18 protein-coding genes, 1 pseudogene and 2 riboswitches are annotated in these 19911 nt (G+C 40.2%); of the genes and pseudogenes, 4 read left to right on the plus strand and 15 right to left on the minus strand.

Features of this window, described 5'->3' with window-relative positions:
- Window positions 1-8: 8 nt before the first annotated feature.
- The 4 genes from NYE65_RS01045 to NYE65_RS01060 form a co-directional block, all read right to left on the minus strand.
- Complete coding sequence (locus NYE65_RS01045; protein WP_340859561.1) at window positions 9-638, minus strand: methylthioribulose 1-phosphate dehydratase; 630 nt, start codon at window positions 636-638, stop codon at window positions 9-11.
- The gene (locus NYE65_RS01050; RefSeq protein ID WP_340859562.1) at window positions 635-1294 is read right to left on the minus strand and encodes a 2-hydroxy-3-keto-5-methylthiopentenyl-1-phosphate phosphatase; all 660 of its coding nucleotides are present in this window, start codon (window positions 1292-1294) and stop codon (window positions 635-637) included. Before NYE65_RS01050 ends, NYE65_RS01045 begins: the two co-directional genes overlap by 4 nt.
- A 6-nt stretch (window positions 1295-1300) precedes the next feature.
- Window positions 1301-2533 (minus strand): 2,3-diketo-5-methylthiopentyl-1-phosphate enolase, encoded by a 1233-nt coding sequence (gene mtnW, locus NYE65_RS01055; RefSeq protein WP_340859563.1) that lies wholly within the window; start codon window positions 2531-2533, stop codon window positions 1301-1303.
- Window positions 2534-2641: 108 nt separating this feature from the next.
- Window positions 2642-2795: riboswitch (SAM riboswitch) on the minus strand.
- A gap of 118 nt (window positions 2796-2913) precedes the next feature.
- Window positions 2914-4086 carry a pyridoxal phosphate-dependent aminotransferase gene (locus NYE65_RS01060; RefSeq protein WP_340859564.1) on the minus strand — a complete coding sequence of 391 codons (1173 nt, stop codon included), beginning with the start codon at window positions 4084-4086 and terminating at the stop codon, window positions 2914-2916.
- 99 nt (window positions 4087-4185) lie between these two features.
- Between NYE65_RS01060 and NYE65_RS01065 the strand changes: the two genes are divergently transcribed.
- From NYE65_RS01065 to mtnA, 3 genes are all read left to right on the plus strand, one after another.
- The gene (locus tag NYE65_RS01065; RefSeq protein ID WP_328176914.1) at window positions 4186-4968 is read left to right on the plus strand and encodes a carbon-nitrogen family hydrolase; all 783 of its coding nucleotides are present in this window, start codon (window positions 4186-4188) and stop codon (window positions 4966-4968) included.
- A 71-nt stretch (window positions 4969-5039) separates the two neighbouring features.
- Window positions 5040-5193: riboswitch (SAM riboswitch) on the plus strand.
- Window positions 5194-5271: 78 nt separating this feature from the next.
- On the plus strand, window positions 5272-6474 hold the full coding sequence (gene mtnK, locus NYE65_RS01070) for an S-methyl-5-thioribose kinase (RefSeq protein WP_340859565.1): 1203 nt from the start codon (window positions 5272-5274) through the stop codon (window positions 6472-6474).
- Between the two features lie 14 nt (window positions 6475-6488).
- The gene (mtnA, locus tag NYE65_RS01075) at window positions 6489-7535 is read left to right on the plus strand and encodes an S-methyl-5-thioribose-1-phosphate isomerase (RefSeq protein ID WP_340859566.1); all 1047 of its coding nucleotides are present in this window, start codon (window positions 6489-6491) and stop codon (window positions 7533-7535) included.
- Between the two features lie 172 nt (window positions 7536-7707).
- Here the strand turns inward: mtnA and NYE65_RS01080 are convergent, their stop codons facing one another.
- The 11 genes from NYE65_RS01080 to qoxA form a co-directional block, all read right to left on the minus strand.
- Window positions 7708-8595: an LCP family protein gene (locus NYE65_RS01080; RefSeq protein ID WP_063590845.1), complete on the minus strand. Its 888-nt coding sequence runs from the start codon at window positions 8593-8595 to the stop codon at window positions 7708-7710.
- 113 nt (window positions 8596-8708) lie between these two features.
- Window positions 8709-10196: a S41 family peptidase gene (locus tag NYE65_RS01085; protein ID WP_445670391.1), complete on the minus strand. Its 1488-nt coding sequence runs from the start codon at window positions 10194-10196 to the stop codon at window positions 8709-8711.
- Window positions 10197-10449: 253 nt separating this feature from the next.
- Window positions 10450-11154, minus strand: a complete 705-nt coding sequence (gene deoD / locus NYE65_RS01090) for a purine-nucleoside phosphorylase (protein WP_034307509.1) — start codon at window positions 11152-11154, stop codon at window positions 10450-10452.
- A gap of 229 nt (window positions 11155-11383) precedes the next feature.
- Window positions 11384-11554, minus strand: coding sequence for a YozD family protein (locus tag NYE65_RS01095; protein ID WP_064505166.1), 171 nt, complete (start codon window positions 11552-11554; stop codon window positions 11384-11386).
- A gap of 171 nt (window positions 11555-11725) precedes the next feature.
- The gene (locus tag NYE65_RS01100) at window positions 11726-12433 is read right to left on the minus strand and encodes a hypothetical protein (protein WP_340859568.1); all 708 of its coding nucleotides are present in this window, start codon (window positions 12431-12433) and stop codon (window positions 11726-11728) included.
- 150 nt (window positions 12434-12583) lie between these two features.
- A complete protein-coding gene (locus NYE65_RS01105; RefSeq protein ID WP_340859569.1) occupies window positions 12584-14350 on the minus strand; it encodes an ATP-binding protein in 1767 nt (588 codons plus the stop codon).
- A gap of 14 nt (window positions 14351-14364) precedes the next feature.
- A complete protein-coding gene (locus NYE65_RS01110; RefSeq protein ID WP_034307512.1) occupies window positions 14365-14607 on the minus strand; it encodes a YozE family protein in 243 nt (80 codons plus the stop codon).
- Window positions 14608-15550: 943 nt separating this feature from the next.
- Window positions 15551-15838, minus strand: a complete 288-nt coding sequence (gene qoxD / locus NYE65_RS01115; protein ID WP_057277337.1) for a cytochrome aa3 quinol oxidase subunit IV — start codon at window positions 15836-15838, stop codon at window positions 15551-15553.
- Window positions 15839-15840: 2 nt separating this feature from the next.
- Entirely contained in the window at window positions 15841-16437 is a 597-nt protein-coding gene (qoxC, locus tag NYE65_RS01120) for a cytochrome aa3 quinol oxidase subunit III (protein ID WP_340859570.1), read from the minus strand.
- Window positions 16428-18383 (minus strand): cytochrome aa3 quinol oxidase subunit I, encoded by a 1956-nt coding sequence (qoxB, locus tag NYE65_RS01125; RefSeq protein ID WP_340859571.1) that lies wholly within the window; start codon window positions 18381-18383, stop codon window positions 16428-16430. The genes qoxC and qoxB overlap by 10 nt, the downstream gene beginning before the upstream one ends.
- Window positions 18384-18433: 50 nt before the next feature.
- Entirely contained in the window at window positions 18434-19375 is a 942-nt protein-coding gene (gene qoxA, locus NYE65_RS01130; RefSeq protein WP_340859572.1) for a cytochrome aa3 quinol oxidase subunit II, read from the minus strand.
- Between the two features lie 210 nt (window positions 19376-19585).
- Between qoxA and NYE65_RS01135 the strand changes: the two are divergent.
- Window positions 19586-19778, plus strand: a pseudogene (locus NYE65_RS01135) (amino acid permease); the annotation flags it as partial.
- Window positions 19779-19911: the final 133 nt, after the last annotated feature.

Below are 19911 nucleotides of genomic sequence, written 5' to 3' on the forward strand. Positions count from 1 at the left end.
ATGAGTATTTATCTTATAGAACCTGCAAACGCCTTTTGTTGATTAAGTAACAGTTGATATTGAAATAAAAATTCGCAGGCTTCAAGTATTCTTTTTGCCTCGAATCCGCTTTTGCCCCAAACCGTAATGCCATGATTGCGTATCAGCACAGCGCCAGAGTCTTCTTCGACATGCGGCTTGAACTTATCGGATAGCAGCGGTATGTCAGCGTGATTATATATGATTGGAATCCGAAGCTCCGAATCTTCATCCCACCGACCGGTCGCTTTAATGATTTCATGATTACGAAAGGAAACTTGGCCTTCATCTCCGTACAATTCCGATATCACATTATTTTCAACTGTATGGACATGGAGTACACAGTTCGCATTGGTTTTTCGGTAAATGTCTGTATGAAGTAAAGTTTCGGCCGATGGTCTTAGGTTCGTATCTTCAACTGGTTTTCCTTTTAAATCCACCAGTAAAAAGTCCGTAGCCGATTGCTTCCTTTTATCCTTACCGCTTGCGGTAATATAAAAGAAAGGGCTTTTGGGTTCGCGGATGGACAAATTCCCGCTAGTTCCCATAAACCAATCCCTTTCGGCCAGTTCAGCTTTAATATCTGCCAACTCCTGCCACTCTTTAGAATGAGTGTTCACGCTTTAACCACCTCCTGCTGCTTTATAATGTCAATTACATCAAAAAATGTTTCGAATCCTTGATGTGGAATTCCTTCCCTATCGCATTTTTCAAGCAGTATGTCACGGGCTATGACAAAATCGGCCTGTTTTGCCGCTTCAAAATCCGTCACTGAATCTCCAATAACGAGTTTAAAATCTTCCGGACCCGTAATTTTCCTCATAATGGATGGCTTGCAGCAACCGCAATCATTATTACATTGCTCATCACAAGCATGTGGCCACTCAATATAAATCTTTTCCTTATCAAAAAATGCATGGTTGCAATAAACGGACTCTGTTGGCAAGATATCATTCAAAAGGGGTGAAATGAAAAAATCCATGCCCCCGCTTACAATATATAAAGGGATATTGGCTTGTTTCGTATACTCAACGAATTCATAAAACCCTGGACGAATGCCGGCCGTTTTTCTTACATATTGGATGATGTCATCCTTCAAGCCACTATCAAGCAGGGAAAACATATCCCCAACTCCTGAAGATATACTGATTTTTTGCTGAAGGACACCGTCTTTCAACGCTTCCCATTCCGGAGGCGCAAATTTCTTCATAATTGAAATGATATTATCTGTGTTGGTGATCGTTCCGTCAAAATCACAAAAGATGATCGGTTTCATTATTTCTTATAGGCCTCCCCACAACACAAGAGCTTTTTTTAGGGTTTCTTCCTCAGCCGCCGCTTCAGAAAGTTCCTTTCCTGCCAGAACGGCTTCCACAGCAGAACGGAATGCCTTGGCACCGCCCTCTGCTCCGTCAGGGTGCCCGTGAATTCCGCCTCCGGCATTAATCACACTATCAAGCCCGAAATCCTTGATCAGGTCCGGAACCATGCCCGGATGAATGCCTGCAGAAGGAACAGGGAAGGCTTTTTTCCATGAAAGTTCATCTTTTGTCAGAGCTTCAGCAATCGCTAAGGTCTCCGTTTTTTCAAGTGCGACATTTCCATAAGGAGAAGGGAACAAAGATAAATCCGCGCCTGATAACCTTACTAATTTACCAAGCAATAATGGATAGCCGATACCATAAAATGATGAAGATGCCAATGCCCCGCTATATGCGGGGTGCGCCATGATCGGCAGCTTGATACGATCATGTTCACTCAAGGCCTGCAATACATCCAAACCATATGTATGAACGTTGAACAATAAAGCATCTGCCCCTGCTGCAGCCGCTTGCTCTGCCTTATCCAATAATTCAAAAGTTTTCCCTGATAGATTGACAGCATATAAAGTACGGTGGCCAGTGGTTTCATAGACTTCATTCAATATTCTTTTTCCCGTTTTTATTCTATCGAAAAATGGAGTCAGTTCCTGGTCGAAGAGGATCTCATCATCCTTAACCAGGTCGACACCTCCCAATGCTTGTTGCCTCAGTTGCTCATTATGAAATGTTAGGTCTCTTCCCAATACACCTTTAAAGATGCTCATCACCAAGGGCCGGTTAAATACGCCAAGCTTTTCCCTTATGCCTTCAATGCCAAATTGCGGCCCGGGAAAAGCTTTTTGAATATCACCGACAAAATCCAAGTCCATAAGTTTTATTTCACCGTCCAATGAAAGTTTGCCGAAGACCGTCGTAAGGATTGCAGGTAAATCATTGGAGAAATTCCTTGCCGGATAGGCAATTTTAATCAGCGAACGGTATACTTTCCGATTAAAGTAGCTGTTTGCCCTCTCTTCTTCAGATAGGGGTGTCACCGATACGACGCGTCCCTTATGTTTTTCCAGTTGTTTCTGTACCAAATGCGGCAAGTCCGTCCATGTCCCGACAGTCAGACCCAAGGCAATGCTCTCTGCTTTTTTCTCATGATTTCCAATAAAGTCATGAATTAAATAAGTAGCGACTATCTCGCTCATCTGATCACTCCTATAACACGTTAGTAAACTCTCTATGTCACTATTGGCCTGAGATGGTCTCAAAATGGCAAAAGCCCCTTCATAAAGAAGAGGCTTTAAAAAGCCATCTTCTTATCTCCCAGCCATCGGCTGCAAGAATTAGCACCGTGCCTTGTGGATTTCAAGAAAATCCGGCGAAAGGATTCCGCCCCATTTTACAATGGAATTACGGTCGGTTGCTGGGCTTCATCGGGCTAGTCCCTCCACCTGCTCAAAATAAGAAAACGCTGATATATAAGTTGCATCCAAGTATCGAAAGATTAAGAATTTATTTTGTATTCTGACAGGTAATTCCTACTTTGTCAATAAGTTTTAACTATTTAAAGGTGAACCTTATTGCATTAAAATAAGTTTAATGTCCGTATTCGTTCCACAGCCTCTTGCAGCCGTTCTTCCGAAGTCAGTAGCCCTACCCTGACATAACCTTCGCCAAATTCACCGAACCCATTCCCTGCGGCAACAGCTACATGGGCATGCGTTAATAAATAGTCCGCAAAACTCTCGGACGTAAAACCTTCAGGTACCTTGAGCCAGGCAAAAAACGATGCCGCTGGAGCTTTGACTTCCCATCCGATGGACCTCAATCCCTCAATGAAAACATTCCTTCGCCCCTCGTACATTTGCACTAACTGCTCTACACAGGTCTGTGAGTCAAGCAAAGCGCTTGCCGCAGCTTCTTGTATCGCCGGGAAAAGACTCACATAAAGATGGTCTTGTAATAGTTCAAGAGCTTCTATTACACTCTTATTGCCCACTGCGAAGCCGACTCTCCACCCTGCCATATTGTATGTTTTCGATAGAGTGTATATTTCAACTCCTACATCCTTTGCACCCTCCGCCTGGAGAAAGCTTATCGGTTTTTTTCCATCGAATCCTATCGCCCCATAGGCGAAATCATGGACCACACAAATTGAATGTTCTTTTGCAAAGGAGACGGTTTCATCAAAGAAACTTTCAGTTGCAGAAGCGCCTGTGGGATTATTCGGATAATTCAAGAACATCATTTTGGCTTTATCAAGAACTTCTTTATGTATGTCATCGTATTTCGGAAGAAAATCATTTTCTTCTGTCAAGGGCATCAGTTCGGTCTTTGCCTGGGCTAAAACAACACCGGAAAGATAATCCGGATAGCCGGGATCTGGAACAAGGATTGTATCACCTGGATTCAATAAACACTGCGGAAGTTCGACAAGACCTGCCTTTCCCCCGAAGAGAATTGCCACTTCACTATTCGGATCCAGCTTGACACCGTATTCTCGTTCATAAAAGACGGCAGCAGCATCTTTTAAATATTGATGTCCCCGGAATGGCGAATATTTATGATTAATCGGATTTTCAGCGGCAGTTTGCAAACTTTTGACGATATGCTCCGGCGTCGGCTGATCAGGGTTTCCCTGACCTAAATTAATGACATCATGTCCTTGCTCCGTGATTGCATTGACTTTTGCGACCAGTGAAGCAAAAAACTGCTTAGGCAGGTCCTGAAGCAGTCCGGATTTTTCGAATTGCACCATTTATACACCTTCTCTGAAATTTCTTGAAATTCTAGTCACAAATGATATATGTTTATCGTAGTCTTGTAAAGCATTTTTTACATGTGGGGGGTTTAAACGATGAAGTGGAAAATAGCTTGTATTCAAATGGATATAGCTTTCGGGCAACCAGATGTCAATTTTCAGGTTGCAGAACAATGGATGGAAAAAGCAGCTCGGTCCGAACCCGATATCGTCATATTACCAGAGCTTTGGACAACCGGATACGACTTGACCAGGCTGAATGAGATTGCTGATCAAGAGGCAGAAAAAACGATTGAATTTCTTAAAACACAGGCACAGAAACACCAGATTCACATCATCGGCGGTTCCATTGCGAAAAAAACAAGCAAGGGAATCTATAACACCATGATCATCATCGATAAACACGGAAAGCTCATTAAAGAATATGATAAGCTTCACTTATTTCAATTAATGGATGAACATCATTTCCTGCAGCCAGGTGAAAAAGATGGTTTATTTACCCTTGATGAAAAAATATGTGCCGGCTTCGTTTGTTATGACATTCGTTTCCCTGAATGGCAGCGAGCCCATACCGTTCAAGGCGCGGAAGTTCTTTTCGTTACGGCTGAATGGCCAAAGCCGAGACTCGATCACTGGAGAGCCTTATTGATAAGCCGTGCCATCGAGAACCAAGCCTATGTTGTAGCCGTTAATCGTACAGGTTCGGATGTCAATAATATATTTGCGGGCCATTCCTTGATTATTGATCCATGGGGGAATATCATAAGTGAAGCCGGAGAAGGAAACGAACTATTGACAGGCACCTTGGACTTCAACAAAGTTACGGAAGCACGTAACAAAATACCTGTATTCGAAGATCGCCGTCCTGATTTTTATTAATTTACCCATTGACAAACTATTTAAAAAGTTGATATTATTTTCCCGAAGATTAAAATTTCAGAAAACATTTACTCTTATCAAGAGCAGGCTGAGGGATAAAGGCCCTATGAAGCCCAGCAACCGACTGTAATACCATTGTGAAATGGGGCGGATCTTCCGCCGGATTATTAAATCCACAGAGCACGGTGCTAATTCCACCAGAATTCATTTTCTGGAAGATAAGAGGTCCGAAGCCAAAACTTCTGCCTCTTTCTATATGAAAGAGGCTTTTTTATTCTTATTTTGAATCTGGAGGGGAAAAGAATGACTCAAAACCATTCAAATTTTAAGAGATTGACAAACGAAACAGCTATAACTCTTGCAAAAAAACTTGGGTTGGTCAATGCGGATGCAAGTTTGAAATGTAATGAAATCGGCGATGGAAACTTAAATTATGTTTTTCATATTACAGACACGGTCACAAACAAAGGTATAATAATCAAACAAGCGGTCCCTTATGCCAAGGTACTTGGTGAAAGCTGGCCGCTGACATTGAAAAGGGCAGCCATTGAGGCGAATGCGCTGATTCATTTCAGAAGTTATTGCCCCGAATTCGTACCGCAAGTCTACTATTCGGATGAACAGCTTGCCATCACAGTCATGGAGGATTTATCGCACTTGAAAATCGTTAGAACAGGATTGATCGATGGCGATTCATATCCATTGCTTTCACAGCATATTGGTGAGTATGTTGCGACGACGGCATTTTATACATCCGATCATCATTTAGAACCCTCTTCGAAAAAGGAGGTGGCCCGACATTTCACGAATCCCGAACTCTGCAAAATCACTGAGGTCTTTATTTTCACGGATCCATTTTTTGAGGAACTCCCTGGAGATTTCGAGGTGGAATTGAAAGATGCCGCCCAAAAAATATGGAATGATCAAGAAGTGATACTTGAGGTCGCCAAGCTGAAGCAAAGCTTTGAAACCGAGCAGGAAGCCTTGCTTCATGGAGATTTACATACTGGAAGTATATTTGCAAGTAAAACTGAAACAAAGGTTATTGACCCGGAATTCGCTTTTTATGGGCCAGTTGGTTTTGACCTTGGTCAATACACCGCCAACCTTCTCTTTCAGGCAATTACACGAAATGGCGCTGGAAAGGAAGAGATTTTCACGCTCCTTCTTGAATTTTGGAATGCCTTTGAAGAAACTTATACCGAATTATGGGAGGTCCAAAATAAAAGCCCATTCCGCCATGTGAAGGGTTATCTGCCTTATTTACTGACAAAATTCAAAAAAGATGCATTCGGCTTTGCAGGCTGCGAACTGATTCGGCGAACCATTGGCCTTTCCCATGTAGCCGATTTAAACGTCATTGAAGATAAAGAAACAAGGATCGCAGCCAAAACGGCAACATTGGAAATCGGTACTTTATTAATTAAAAAACGGGAGGAATTGGATGTTCCAGCCGTCATTGAAGCGTTGAAGCAACGGACACTGCCATCTTACTCAACCATTTAAAAGGAGACCTGAACATGACTACAATTGCACCCTTACCATATTCGGTACATTGGGATGATACCCATATTACATTATTAAATCAACAAGCCCTTCCTTCCATAACTGAATTTATTGAACTTCATTCTGTTGATGATGTATATGACAGCATTTTTACATTAAAAGTTCGCGGTGCCCCAGCAATTGGGCTGACGGCAGCATTCGGTGTTGCACTTGGCGCCAAGCAGGAAACAACTGCTGATTTAGGGGAATTCAAGAAAAATGTAACGAGGCATATTGAAAAACTCGCCTCTTCACGGCCTACTGCAGTCAACCTTTTTTGGGCGTTAAGGAGGATGGAGAACACCTTGCAGGCTGCGCAAAGCATTTCAAATGCCAAGGAAGCACTTGTAGCGGAGGCTAAAGCCATCTTTGATGAAGATGAAGAAATGTGCAGGAAAATCGGGGAACATGGTTTATCGCTATTCAATAGAGGAGATTCCATTCTTACACATTGCAACGCCGGGGGAATCGCCACGGCTCGGTATGGTACTGCCTTGGCTCCCTTCCACCTGGCTAAAGAAAGGGACTTTCCGCTAAAAGTGTACGCATGTGAAACAAGGCCTGTCCTGCAAGGGGCACGTTTGACGGCTTGGGAATTGATGCAAGCGGGAGTTGACGTCACCTTAATTTCTGATAATATGGCTGCCCATACGATTCACCAGAAAGAAATAAAGGGAATTATCGTCGGGGCCGACAGGATTGCGGCCAATGGAGATACAGCCAATAAAATCGGGACATTGGGATTGGCCATATTAGCCAAGCACTTTGGTATCCCCTTTTATGTGGCCGCACCATCAAGCACATTCGACCTTTCTATCGAATCCGGCACATCCATCCCGATCGAAGAAAGGAATGAAGCGGAAATCACCTTCATTCAAGGTGTAAGGATCGCTCCGGAAAACGTGAAGACTTTCAATCCAGCCTTCGACGTTACACCGAATCATCTAATTACAAGCATCATTACCGAAAACGGCATCATAACACCGGATTTCTTCAAAAACATTCCGCATTTTGTTAATTGATCCAGGTTCCTTTATTGGTGATAAAAAACGAGAAGGATTTCTTATCCCTCTCGTTTTTTAAAGGTGATCGAATTAAGATTATTCTTGCGAGGTCTATAATACAATATTTAATTTGAAAATCTTCAGTTAATATTAGGATGTCTTCGATAATAAAAGAGAATAGGACATCTTATTATTTTGAAAAGAACTCCTGAAGTGCCTTCTTATTTTTAGTGTAGTCTATTTCCAAAACGGCTCCGGACTGGGGATATATTTCATCTTTAAAGCTTCCTTTCACTGGAACCCTTAAGGTTTCGACCGTGTCCGGTGTATGGAAGACGGCTTTGGGACCCATTTCCATTATTGTTTTCAGTCCAATATCCGTATCCAAGTACGAGAGTCCTTGTTCGATTATACTAGGAAGGGCCGCCATCCCTTCGAAGGATGAGATTTGATTTATAAACGCTGTTTTTAATTGAACCATTACTTCTTGTTGTCGTTCAACCCTGCCAAAATCACTTTCATCGTCATGTCTAAAACGGACATATTTCAATATTTCCTCACCATGTAAAACATTTTTACCGACGCTTGCTTGGATGCTCATATCATCTATGATTTCCTGATCCACATTCACCGCCACCCCCTCAGGGGCAAGTAAATCCACCATCTTGACAAATCCCTTAAAGTCGATTACCGCTACATGGTCGATCTTGACATCGAAGTTTTCCTGTATGGTTTTCTTGAGCAATTCCCTTCCACCATAATAATAAGCAGCATTTATTTTGTTATATCCTGATTTATTCCCGGGGATTTTCACATAACTATCACGCATAATGGAAGCCAGCTTCAGTTTCTCCTGCTCAGGAAAGTATTTTGCAAGGATAATCGCATCTGATCGAGATTTTTGCTCTCCCCTTGTGTCAACACCAATTAACAGAAAAGTTTTATCGTTTTCCTGGTTATCTTCATTGGTTAGTTTTTTTTCCGTACCTTCATTTCCATTTTGTTTGGGTAAAGGGGCATAGGTGCAGCCTGCCAGAATCAAGACCAATAGATATATGAACAATACCTTTTCTTTCATTACCTCACCTCATCGGAAAATTACCCCTATTCTCTGCCTAATTTTGGAATTCTATGCATGAAACGAAAAAAAAGCCTGCCAACGATATCCGCTGACAGGCTTTTCGATCAAAATCATTTATTAATTTCTTTCTTTAATACTTCTACTGCCTTTTTCACTTGTGTGTCGTTTTTAAGGATTTTCTCGCGGATGACCTGCATCAATTTCACGGTAGTATCATCCTTAATGGTGCCGGTTTCTTTAATTTTTTGTTCCCTTTGGAATGCTGTGACCGCATTCTTGGTTGCTTCATCGAAGAATCCATCTATTTTACCTGGATCATGTCCTGCTACCTTCAGCATCTCTTCAGCCGCCTTCACTTCACTAGAAGAATCGGATGCTTTCAATTCCTTATCAGGCGAAATGTACGGAAGGCTGGCATAATCAGGAAGCTTCACAGTAATATCCGGCTTGATCCCTTTTTTATGAATCCAATTGCCTTCAGGAGTCAACCATTTAGCTGCCGTATATTTGAAGTTAGATCCATCTTCGAAGTCTTGGGCAGTCTGCACTGTCCCTTTCCCAAATGACTTGACACCGATCAATGGAATGTGTGCAGACTCACTGACAGCCGCTGCAACGATTTCAGAAGCACTGGCACTTCCATCATCAATCAACACGACTACCGGGATTTTCAGTTCTCCATCATTCTCCGATTTATATACATCTTTTTTCCCGCTGCGATCCTCAACTTGAAGGACCACTTTCCCATTAGGTATGAACAGGCTTGCCATTTCTATTGCTTGATCAAGCAGTCCTCCTGGGTTTCCCCGCAAATCCAATACGAGACCCTTCATATCCTTCTTCGCCATTTCTTCAAGCGCCGTTTTCAACTCTTGGACTGTATGTTCGGAAAAACTGGTCACTTGAATTTTTGCAACTCCATCATCAAGCATTTCCGCATATACCGTTTCAATCGGAATTGTATCCCGTTTAATGGTGAGCTTAATCGGTTCCGACTCACCAGCTCTTGAGATGGATAGATCCACTTTCGTACCCTTCTCGCCCCTGATTTTCAGGACAGCTTCAGAAGAGCTGAGTCCTTCAACACTTTTACCGTCCACACTTAATATGATATCATTCGGTTTTACCCCTGCTTTTTCTGCTGGGGACCCTTTTATCGGTGAGACGACCATGATTTGTCCATCCTGCTCCTGAATCTCAGCACCGATTCCTTCAAAAGATGAAGAGATGCTCTCATGGAAACTCGATGCTTCCTTTTTATCCATATAAGCAGAATAGGGATCATCCAATGATTTGATCATTCCATTAATTGCGCCGTCAACCAGCTTTTCTTCATCAACCTCTTCATAATAGTCATCTTTTATCTTATCGTATGTAGAATACAGCTTTTCAAATTCCGCATGCTTATCCGGTGCTAATGACTCTACTTTTTCATCTCCAAAGGTCAAGGCTATTGTAGTAATCCCTGCAGTTAGAAATATGACTAAGAAAATCCCCATAATGAACGTAAACTTCTTCATTTTAATGAATTTCCCTGCCTCTTTTGGCTGTTTTTGATTTTCTTCTTCCACTGAAGCCTCACCACTTTCATTCTTCATGACGATATAAACGATTTCATTCCTATTTTATCAGCTTTCATGCCAATCGAAAAATAATAGTTATCAAAAATAACAACTTATAGCCATATGTATTTTTTAATAAAATTCAAATCATGGAGAATGCTCCAAGGACAACAGGCATCTCCTGATATTACAAAAATGCGGATACCTGGAACAAATGAGCCTGTATCCAAACTGTCATTATACAGCATCACTTATTCCTGGTCACCCGCCTGTCATTTACAACCAATTATCAGTCCTGGATAGCTGCTTCCAATGCCACTTCAACCATTTCGTTAAAAGTTGACTGGCGCTCATCCGCCGACGTTTCCTCACCAGTTAAAATGTGATCGGAAATGGTCAATACAGATAAAGCTTGGCGTCCAAATTTAGCAGCAAGCGTGTAAAGGGCCGCTGATTCCATCTCTATCGCAAGTATTTGGTATTTTGCCCACTTTTCCAATTCACTATTATCGTTATAAAACTGATCGGCCGTAAATACATTACCGACCTTCAATTGCAAGCCCTTTGCCGTGCCGGCGTCATAGGCTTTTCTAAGTAATTCGAAATCCGCGGTCGGGGCAAAGTCCACCCCGCCGAAAGTCATACGATTCATTTGGGAATCGGTGGAGGCACTCATTGCAAGGATCACATCCCTGACTTTTACATCTTTTTGAATCGCTCCTGCAGTTCCCACACGAATCAACTTCTGGACATTATAGCTATTCATCAATTCATTCACGTAAATCGAAATGGATGGGACACCCATGCCTGTACCTTGTACAGAAATTCGTTTTCCTTTATATGTCCCTGTATATCCAAACATGTTACGAACTTCATTATAAAGTTTAGCATCCTCTAAAAATGTTTCAGCAATATATTTTGCACGCAACGGGTCCCCAGGAAGTAAGACCGTTTCCGCAATTTCATTCTCTTTTGCACCAATATGTACGCTCATACGACTATGTCCTCCTTAACTTGTGGTTGAAATGATATTCAAAAACTACTATACCATATCAACCACAAGTTAGGAAAATCGAACCTTATCTGGAACTTGAAAAATGGAAATCACGAAACGACTTTTGGCACCCTTCCTAAATCGCAAACAAAACGGCGGAGGTCCGCCGTCTTTTTTTAATGGTTAATAAAATTATGGGAAAGGAAGCTGCTAACCGTCTTATGACAGGTTACTCATCGACTTCTTCATCAATTATGCATTTTTCAAGAAGATATTCGAATGTGATGTCAGCAAGATCTTCAACTTCAGCTTCTGTTGGAAGATAGCCCCGTCTTATCAATTCTTGAAAAAAGAATTCCGCTATCTCTTCTGTATCAATAAAAACCTCAATTTCTCGCAAATCATCGCCCCCTTATTTAAAGGTCTATGAATGTGTAGAGACAAATATTCCAGTAAGGCATCCCTTAATGGAAAAACATATGAAGGGTCTATCGTTTTCAAGTTCCATTCGTGTTCAATTTGAATGGATACTTCTATAGGGAATTTGGAAATTGCCCTTTATAGGTGTCTTTCACTTCGTTTGCTTCTTTTTATGATCTGGATAAATTTCCTCTGCAGCCTTTTCTATTTTAGCGAGGGCGATCTTCATGATGTGACGATATTCATCATCGCCAAAATGTTCGTAGAGCTTACAATAATCATTATATAAATCCAACAGGCCATCAATCATTTCCTTTTTTTCATCTTTTGTCATTGTCATTTCTCGCTCACCTTTACCAGGGTTGTTTTGTTTAGCAATGATAGCAAGCTCATTTTTCTTTTGAGGAAGGAGCAGACCCAACTTATTAATGATTCCATCTGCACGTTTAGCATCGGCAATCAAAGTCAGTTCTTCTTCATGCGCTTCAAGCCATTCACCATCAGAGATTCTTGATAACTCATAGATTACATCCTCCCAGGCATTTTCCTTATAGCGCCAAATTTCCGTTCGATAGCCGATAATCTTGAAATAATCCTGTTCATATCCATCCACTTGGACCAAGTCACCTAATAAAAATTTATATTCAATATCGATTTGTTCTTTCGGATAAAGGATTTCTCCTTCATATTCATTTATCGATTGCAATGTTTTTTCGATATAAAGACCTTCACTATAGTTCACTTCATACACATAAGCACCATCGAGAAATTTCACATCGGTTATATTCCCGACTGTCCCATACATTGTTATTACGACTGTATCGCCTAATTTAAATTTCGGCTGTTTTTTTTTGCCCATAAGAGACATCCCCCAATATGGTCCTTATCGTTTGATTAGTAAATTATATGCACAAACAAACATGGAGGTTAATGGAATTAAGCGGGCATTTTGCTCATTTAGCTAATTAACCGGCCCATTTATTTAAGGGCACTACAACCAAAAACCGCCTCATTTAATGAGACGGTTCGTAGTGGGGATAGTGAGCGTCACTTTCGTTCCTTCGTCAGGGACGCTCTCAATTTGGAATTTCCCTTTTAATTCCTCCATTATCTGAATGCATGTCGCCACACCTAATCCGTTTCCATCCGGTTTGGTGGTATAAAAGGGCATACCGATATTTTTTAAATTCTCGGGACTGATGCCTTTTCCATCATCGCTGATCACTAATCTTATATATTGGGAGATGGAATCGTGATGCAGTTCAATCTGCCCCCTTGCTTCGATGGCTTCACATGCATTATTCAAGACATTCAAGAGAACCTGCCTTAACCGGTTCCTGTCTGAATAAACAATGACGGATTGTGTCATTCTATTAATTATTCTTACATGAGAACTCGGAATTGAGGAAGTATAGGTATCCATAATTTCATCAAGGAAGTCCTTTAAATCGATTTTCTCCCATTCCAATTGATGCGGTTTTGCCAAATCAAGAAGTTGTGTTACAAATACATTGACCCGATCCACTTCATGAAGCATGACATCGCTATATTTTTCTATCAATGATTTATCATGATCCTGGCTCTTCAATAATTGGAAAAAACCCTTTATTGTCGTCAATGGGTTCCTGATTTCATGGGCGACACCGGCAGCTAGCTGGCCTACATATTTCAATTTTTCCGTACGGACGATTTCCTTCTCACGATCTTCTATCGTTTCCATCATTCTTAGAAAGGCAAGGTTCAATTTTTCCATTTCCTCGAAGCTTCTTTTATCGGAAATGATGAATTCCTTTCCGCCTATGAAATCCTCTGTCGCTTCGACAAGTTCTTGAACTGGCCGAACGAGAGTCTTTGTTAGTAAATAGACAGCGAGAATGATAGAAACAAAAACGATGCTGTAGATGGTCAGGTACCGTGTCAATAGGTCATTCAAAGACTGAAACACCTGCTTCTTATCAGCACCCACAACAACAAACCATTTATTCTCTGTTTGGGCTATCGTATGGACAGGCTTGATGGAATATATTTTTTCCCCATTCTCTGCACTGTACAAATCATCCGATAACGAAGCTTCCATCAGCTTATCTTTTGTTAATCCCATTTCTCTCAAGGCAGAATCCTGGATCATGCCGTGTGGGTCTTTTTTCGAAATCATGATGCCTTCCTGGTTGATCATGAAAAAGTTCACTGGGTATTTATCGCTAATTTCATTAGCCTTTTTTTCCATCATCTCCCAGAGACCTTCCAAACGGAAAGCTGTGGACACGACTCCGATCATTTTCCCTGCATGATCATATACCGGCGTACTCAGAGCTATAATCGGTTCTGAGAAAGCCCGGGTTTTATATACGTCTGAAAGGAACTCATGACCTTCCGTGGCCTCTTTGAACCATATTCTCTTCGCGAGGTTATCCCCAATCATTTTATTGGATGTATCCGCAATGACATTTCCTTCCATATCCAAATGCAAAACTCCGTAATAATTTCCTTTTGCATCGATAAACTTTTTTAGTTCATCTGACTTCTCTTCTTTTGAGTGGCCAGGATTGATGATTGCAGAATTTGCACTCATTAACTTCACATCACTGATCCGTTCGTTCAAATAGCTGTATGTTTCATTTACAATATTCAGTGAACCTGAATTCAGGGCATTTTTTGCTTCCTTCTCCAGAAGGGATCGTTGTGATCCATAGGATATGATTCCCAAAATCAGAAGAGGAACACTTGCAATAAGTAAAGAATAAAGCAAAATTCGGGTTTGAAGGCTTTTAAACATCCTTCCGATCCTCCCTATTCCTGATCTCCCAATATGAGCCCTTCTTCTATTTGGACATACTGTTCCCACGCTTGATCGAATACTGACATACTTTCGAGATAGTCTGCATTCAATTCTAAATAACTGCTCAGTTCATTATAATCAGTCGATTGTTTTGGGAAGCCATGATCCTCATAGGCATAATTGGCAAATTTAGTGATTGCATCAATCTCCTTTGGTTGTCGAAATTTCATTAAATATAAATAAAATGGTCTCATGATGTCGAGCCCCCCTAAAATAACTATGATTTCTGCTTTAATATATCGGAAACTTTCGCTTCCGTCCACTTTTTTAAAAAACAATTTGGTTTTTTCTTCCTCACTTTATGAAATCCACGATTTTTCAACACAAAACGCATTCGTTTTATTACGGAATTACACTAAAATATCGTACTCTTTCCTTAAAACGGAAATTTTTTTTATTTTTTACGATATCGTTCTAAATATGTTCGATAAAGGAGACGAAGTTCTTCAACTGGTATCAATCAATGCCCAAGGCCTATAATAAACATGCTGGGCACGGTCTGTCATTCCGCATGAAGGATGACGGAATGACTTCAAAAATCGTCAATTTCCCGCAGGCTATAGTTTTCTGAAAGGAAAAATCAAATCCCCTTCATCGATAGAAATAGTGGTTTACACTGTTCTGTCTAAAATGAGGGGATTTATTCATTCATATTTGGAACAATTTATTGCTTTTATTTGCTGTAAAAAATCAAGTCTTTTCACTATCGCCTTACACCACTTACGAATAGTATGAAGAACATATTACTCACGAGTAGGATTTTCACGATGAAGTTCTTGATAATGATATGCTTTCATTGCATCTGGAGAAATAGGGAATTTCTTTTTGGTACTCTTCCCAGCCATCAAACACCTTGCTATTACTTTTCCCTAATAATTTATAAAACATTTTTTTAGATGGCTATCTGAATCCGCACGATCAGTGGCTATTTCCCCCATTCTCATTGGGATTGGCAATAACCTTAAAAGGGAATTTCAATAGCCGTATCCCTTAAATGAAGGTCGCTTTTTAAAATTGTAATTTATCAGCAGTTATATTGTGATAGGGCATTATAAGCTTTTCCCTATTCATAGCTCATTGTCCCTATTTCAACTTCAATTACTCATCATACGCCTTCTGTTCCCAAGCTGTATCATATCAATAACTCCAACCCCAGATCATACATAGTATTGTACCGAAGACAGTAATTAGAGCTAGGAATATAGCGCAATATAATGTCATAAAAATTGATTTGCTATCATCAGTTTCACGAGCATGCATAAACACAACTAGTTGAACAGCTGCTTGTATGAATGCTGTCAATATAAAAATCGTCATGCCTGTTGCTTTTGACATATTGAAGAAGTAAACCAAAATAGCTACAAACGTCAAAATCAATGAAAATACAAAACCCCATACTTGCTTAGCCGGGAATAATTCCTTCATGTTCATGTCATCCCTTTCATGTAGATAAAGGTGAAGATGAAGATCCAAACGATATCTAAGAAATGCCAGTAAAGAGAGAAAATGAAAGATTTATTGGCTGTTTCAGGTGTCAACCCGCGTTTTTTCACTTGAAGGATAATAAATAACCCCCAGAAAAGCCCTAATGTAACATGTGCTCCATGTGTCCCTAATGTTGTAAAAAGCATCGATGTAAATGCACTAGTTTGCAGTGTAGCTCCTTCGCGATAATAGGTAATGAACTCAGTAATTTCAAATGCTATAAATCCTAATCCAAGAATGAGAGTGATTACGAAAAATGTCAACATAGCTTTCCTGTTGCCAATTCGCATGGCATGAATTCCAAGCCCGATGACAAAACTGCTTGTTAAGAGCAAGAATGTTTCAGCAAGTACTGGAGTGATTTCAAATAATTCTGCTCCAGCAGGTCCATTACCCGTACGATCAACTAATGTAAAATATGATGCAAAGAGTGTTGCAAAAAGCATAATTTCGGCTCCAAGGAAAATCCAGAAGCCTAAAATATTTAGACGATTTTGTTCAGTACTATATTCAAGAGGTTGCGAGTGATCTATTTCCATTTATTGACACCTCCGAATTTTGCTTCTGTCTCTTTAATTTCTTCTACAGAAATGTAATGCCCATGATCTATTTCGAATGAACGATGAGCCATGCAAACAAAGATACCGATTAACCCAATAATCGCAAGAAACCATATGCTGAATACTAACGCAAATCCAAAGACAAAGAAGATACAGGACAGGATAAATGGTCCCCCGCTGTTATTGGGCATATGAATTTTTTCATGGTCACCCTTGAATAATTCATGACCTTTATATTTAGCATCCCAAAACGTTTCCCTTGAGTTCACTTGTGGAATAATAGCAAAGTTATATTCTGGTACTGGATTATGAGTAGCCCATTCAAGGGAACGTGCATCCCACGGATCATCACTAACATCTCTTGGGGCATGGCGAATGCTATAGTAAATCGTATATACGATTAATACAAAGCTGATTGCCATTAAAGCTGCCCCGATAAACGAAATCATATTCAATGGTCCAAATCCAGTCGATTCAGAGTATGTGTATATACGACGTGCTTGACCATCTAAACCCGTAATATACATAGGGAAGAATGCTAAGCAAAAACCAATGGTTAGAAACCAGAACGCCCATTTCCCAATCCTTTCATTCAACATGAAACCAAACATTTTCGGCCAGTAGTAAGTTCCGGCACCAAGCACAGCAAATACTACACCCGGAATAATGACATTGTGGAAGTGAGCTACTAAAAACATTGTATTATGGTATTGATAATCCGCCGCTGACATCGCAAGCATAACCCCGGTAACTCCACCGATTGTGAAAAGAGGTATGAAACCTATTGAATAAAGCATAGGTACGGTAAATCTGATTCTGCCTTTCCACATTGTGAACAACCAGTTAAAGATCTTGATTCCAGTCGGGATAGCGATTACCATCGTTGTAATCGAGAAAATACTATTAACATATGCTGCTTGCCCCATTGTAAAGAAATGGTGCGTCCAAACGAAGAATGAATATATAGAGATAAATACCATTGAAGCAACCATTGATCGATATCCATATAGGTTACGTCGTGAAAAGGTTGGGATAATCTCACTAAAAAGACCGAATGCAGGCAAAATTAAGATATAAACTTCAGGATGTCCCCAAACCCAGAACAGGTTAGCCCAAAGCATATCCATACCGCCATCAGTCATTGTGAAAAACTTGGTTGCGAATAGTCGATCCATTGTTCCCATGATCAGCGCCACTGTTAATACAGGGAATGCGAAAATGATAATAATGCTTGTGACTAAAGCAGACCATGTAAACATTGGCATTTTCATTAATGTCATACCGGGTGCTCTCATTTTAAGAATAGTCGTCAAAAAGTTAATCCCCGTCATTAATGTACCTATTCCGGCTATCTGAATACCAATCATATAATAATTCGTTCCAACATGCGGGCTAAATTCATTACCTGCAAGCGGGAAATAAGATGTCCACCCTGCATCAGGCGAACCACCAATTACAAAAGAGATGTTGAATAGCATCGCACCCATAAAAAATAACCAGAAACTTACGGCATTTAGACGTGGGAATGCTACATCTCGGGCTCCAATTTGTAATGGCACTACGAAATTCATTAAGGCCATAATGTACGGCATCGCCATAAAGAGAATCATCACAACCCCATGTGTTGAAAAAATTTCATTATAGTGCTGTGAATCTAATAATTTGTTATCCGGTACGGCAAGTTGCGCACGCATCATCACAGCATCTACCCCACCACGAAATAGCATTAGCAAAGCAGATATTAGATACATAATACCTATTCTTTTATGATCGACGGTTGTTAGCCAGCCACTCCATAAAAAAAACCATTTTTTAAAGTGAGTTAAACCAACAATGATCAAGAGAACAGTAACACCAATGGCCACCATTGATGAGTAAATGACGGGACTAGGATTAGGTATAAGAAATCTAGAGAAAAAACCCATACTTTTGTGTTTCCTTTCTGAAAATATTTTTCTCGAGATAGACTAAGAAATTATTCATGATTGTGTACTGATTTTTCTTTACTATTACTAGACTTATGATCATGTTCCATATGTTCGCCTTTTGAATTCGCGTTAGAGTCACTTGAGCCATGATGATGTCCAGCATTTTCACCTTCTGGAGCTGGTGAGAAGTCTAAATGAGTTCCAGTAAACGTTAACTGTCCTTCATGACCCGGTTTTAATAATTCATTGAATCTTACTTCAGTAATGGGTTTCGCAGTTTCTTTAACTTCCTTTACCCATTCATCAAACTTATCTTGAGACATCGCTTCGACGTGGAACATATTTTCAGCGAATCCTTTCCCACTAAAGTTTGCATTTCGTCCCATCATTTCCCCTGATTCGTCCGCTGCTAAGTGTAATGTGGTCACCATGTTAGACATGGCATATTTTTGACCGCCAAGTTGTGGAATCCAGAAACTCGTGATAGGCCCGAATGAATAAAGTTTAAATTCAAGTGGTCGATTTGTTGGAATATACAAGTAGTTAACTGTCTCGATATCGTTTTCTGGATAACTAAAATGCCACTTCCAGTCTGATGACGACGCGTAAATAACTAATGGATCTTGACCCTTGTACCCTTCCGGAGTGGCTTCCACTTTATTGTTGGAAATTACAGAAACAACGGAGAAGAAAATGACGATTAAAATTGGCACCCCAACAATAATCGTTTCAACAACATGATTCCCTTCAATGTAGGGTGGTTCATAATCTTTAGGTAGTTTAGAGTCACGGTATTTCGTTAACACAAAGACTAAAATAGCACAAACAACTATAACAATAACCGCCATGATCGCAATTGATAGCCAAATCACATTGGCCTGCGTTTGGGCTTGAGGTCCTTTAGGGTCTAAGACCGCTAATGATTCACAGCCAGAAAGCACATTGACGATGGTAGAAAGAATAGCTAATGTAACCCATTTTTTTTTCATATATGTACCCTTTCTTTTAAGATTCATTTCTAAGTTATCCACAAAAGATGAAGTTATCCCAAAAAATGCTTATTAAGAATGGTAATTTCCCACATTCATACTTATAGGCGGGATATATATATGAATTCATTTGGGGAATGTTCAGAGAAACAGGTAATCTAAATACCTACTTGCTTTGAAAAGAAATTTGAATATGTGAGGAGATACTGCATGGATTTTTTTATTCCTAGTGGTCAAAGTAAGGGAGTGAAGATGAAGATTTAAATGGTTGCAATTGTCCTTGATAAGGGTTGGCTGCACTATTGGTACTGGATTTTTTCTTGGACTGGTCATTGATATAAAAATAACAGGCCCTTCAATTTTCCTTTCCTTTACAACAGCCGGAGGGATTTTAATTTTGTACGATTGGTCTTTCATTATTATTTCTGCTCTTCGTATTTTGAAAATAAAATTTAGTTGTTTTAACAGTGCTTTTTCATCTACCCTAATACCCTTTGAAGAAATTTAAAAAGACCTCTCCCAAAGAGGCTTCCAAA

This window comes from Peribacillus sp. FSL R5-0717, from assembly GCF_038002945.1.
Lineage (GTDB): Bacteria > Bacillota > Bacilli > Bacillales > DSM-1321 > Peribacillus > Peribacillus frigoritolerans.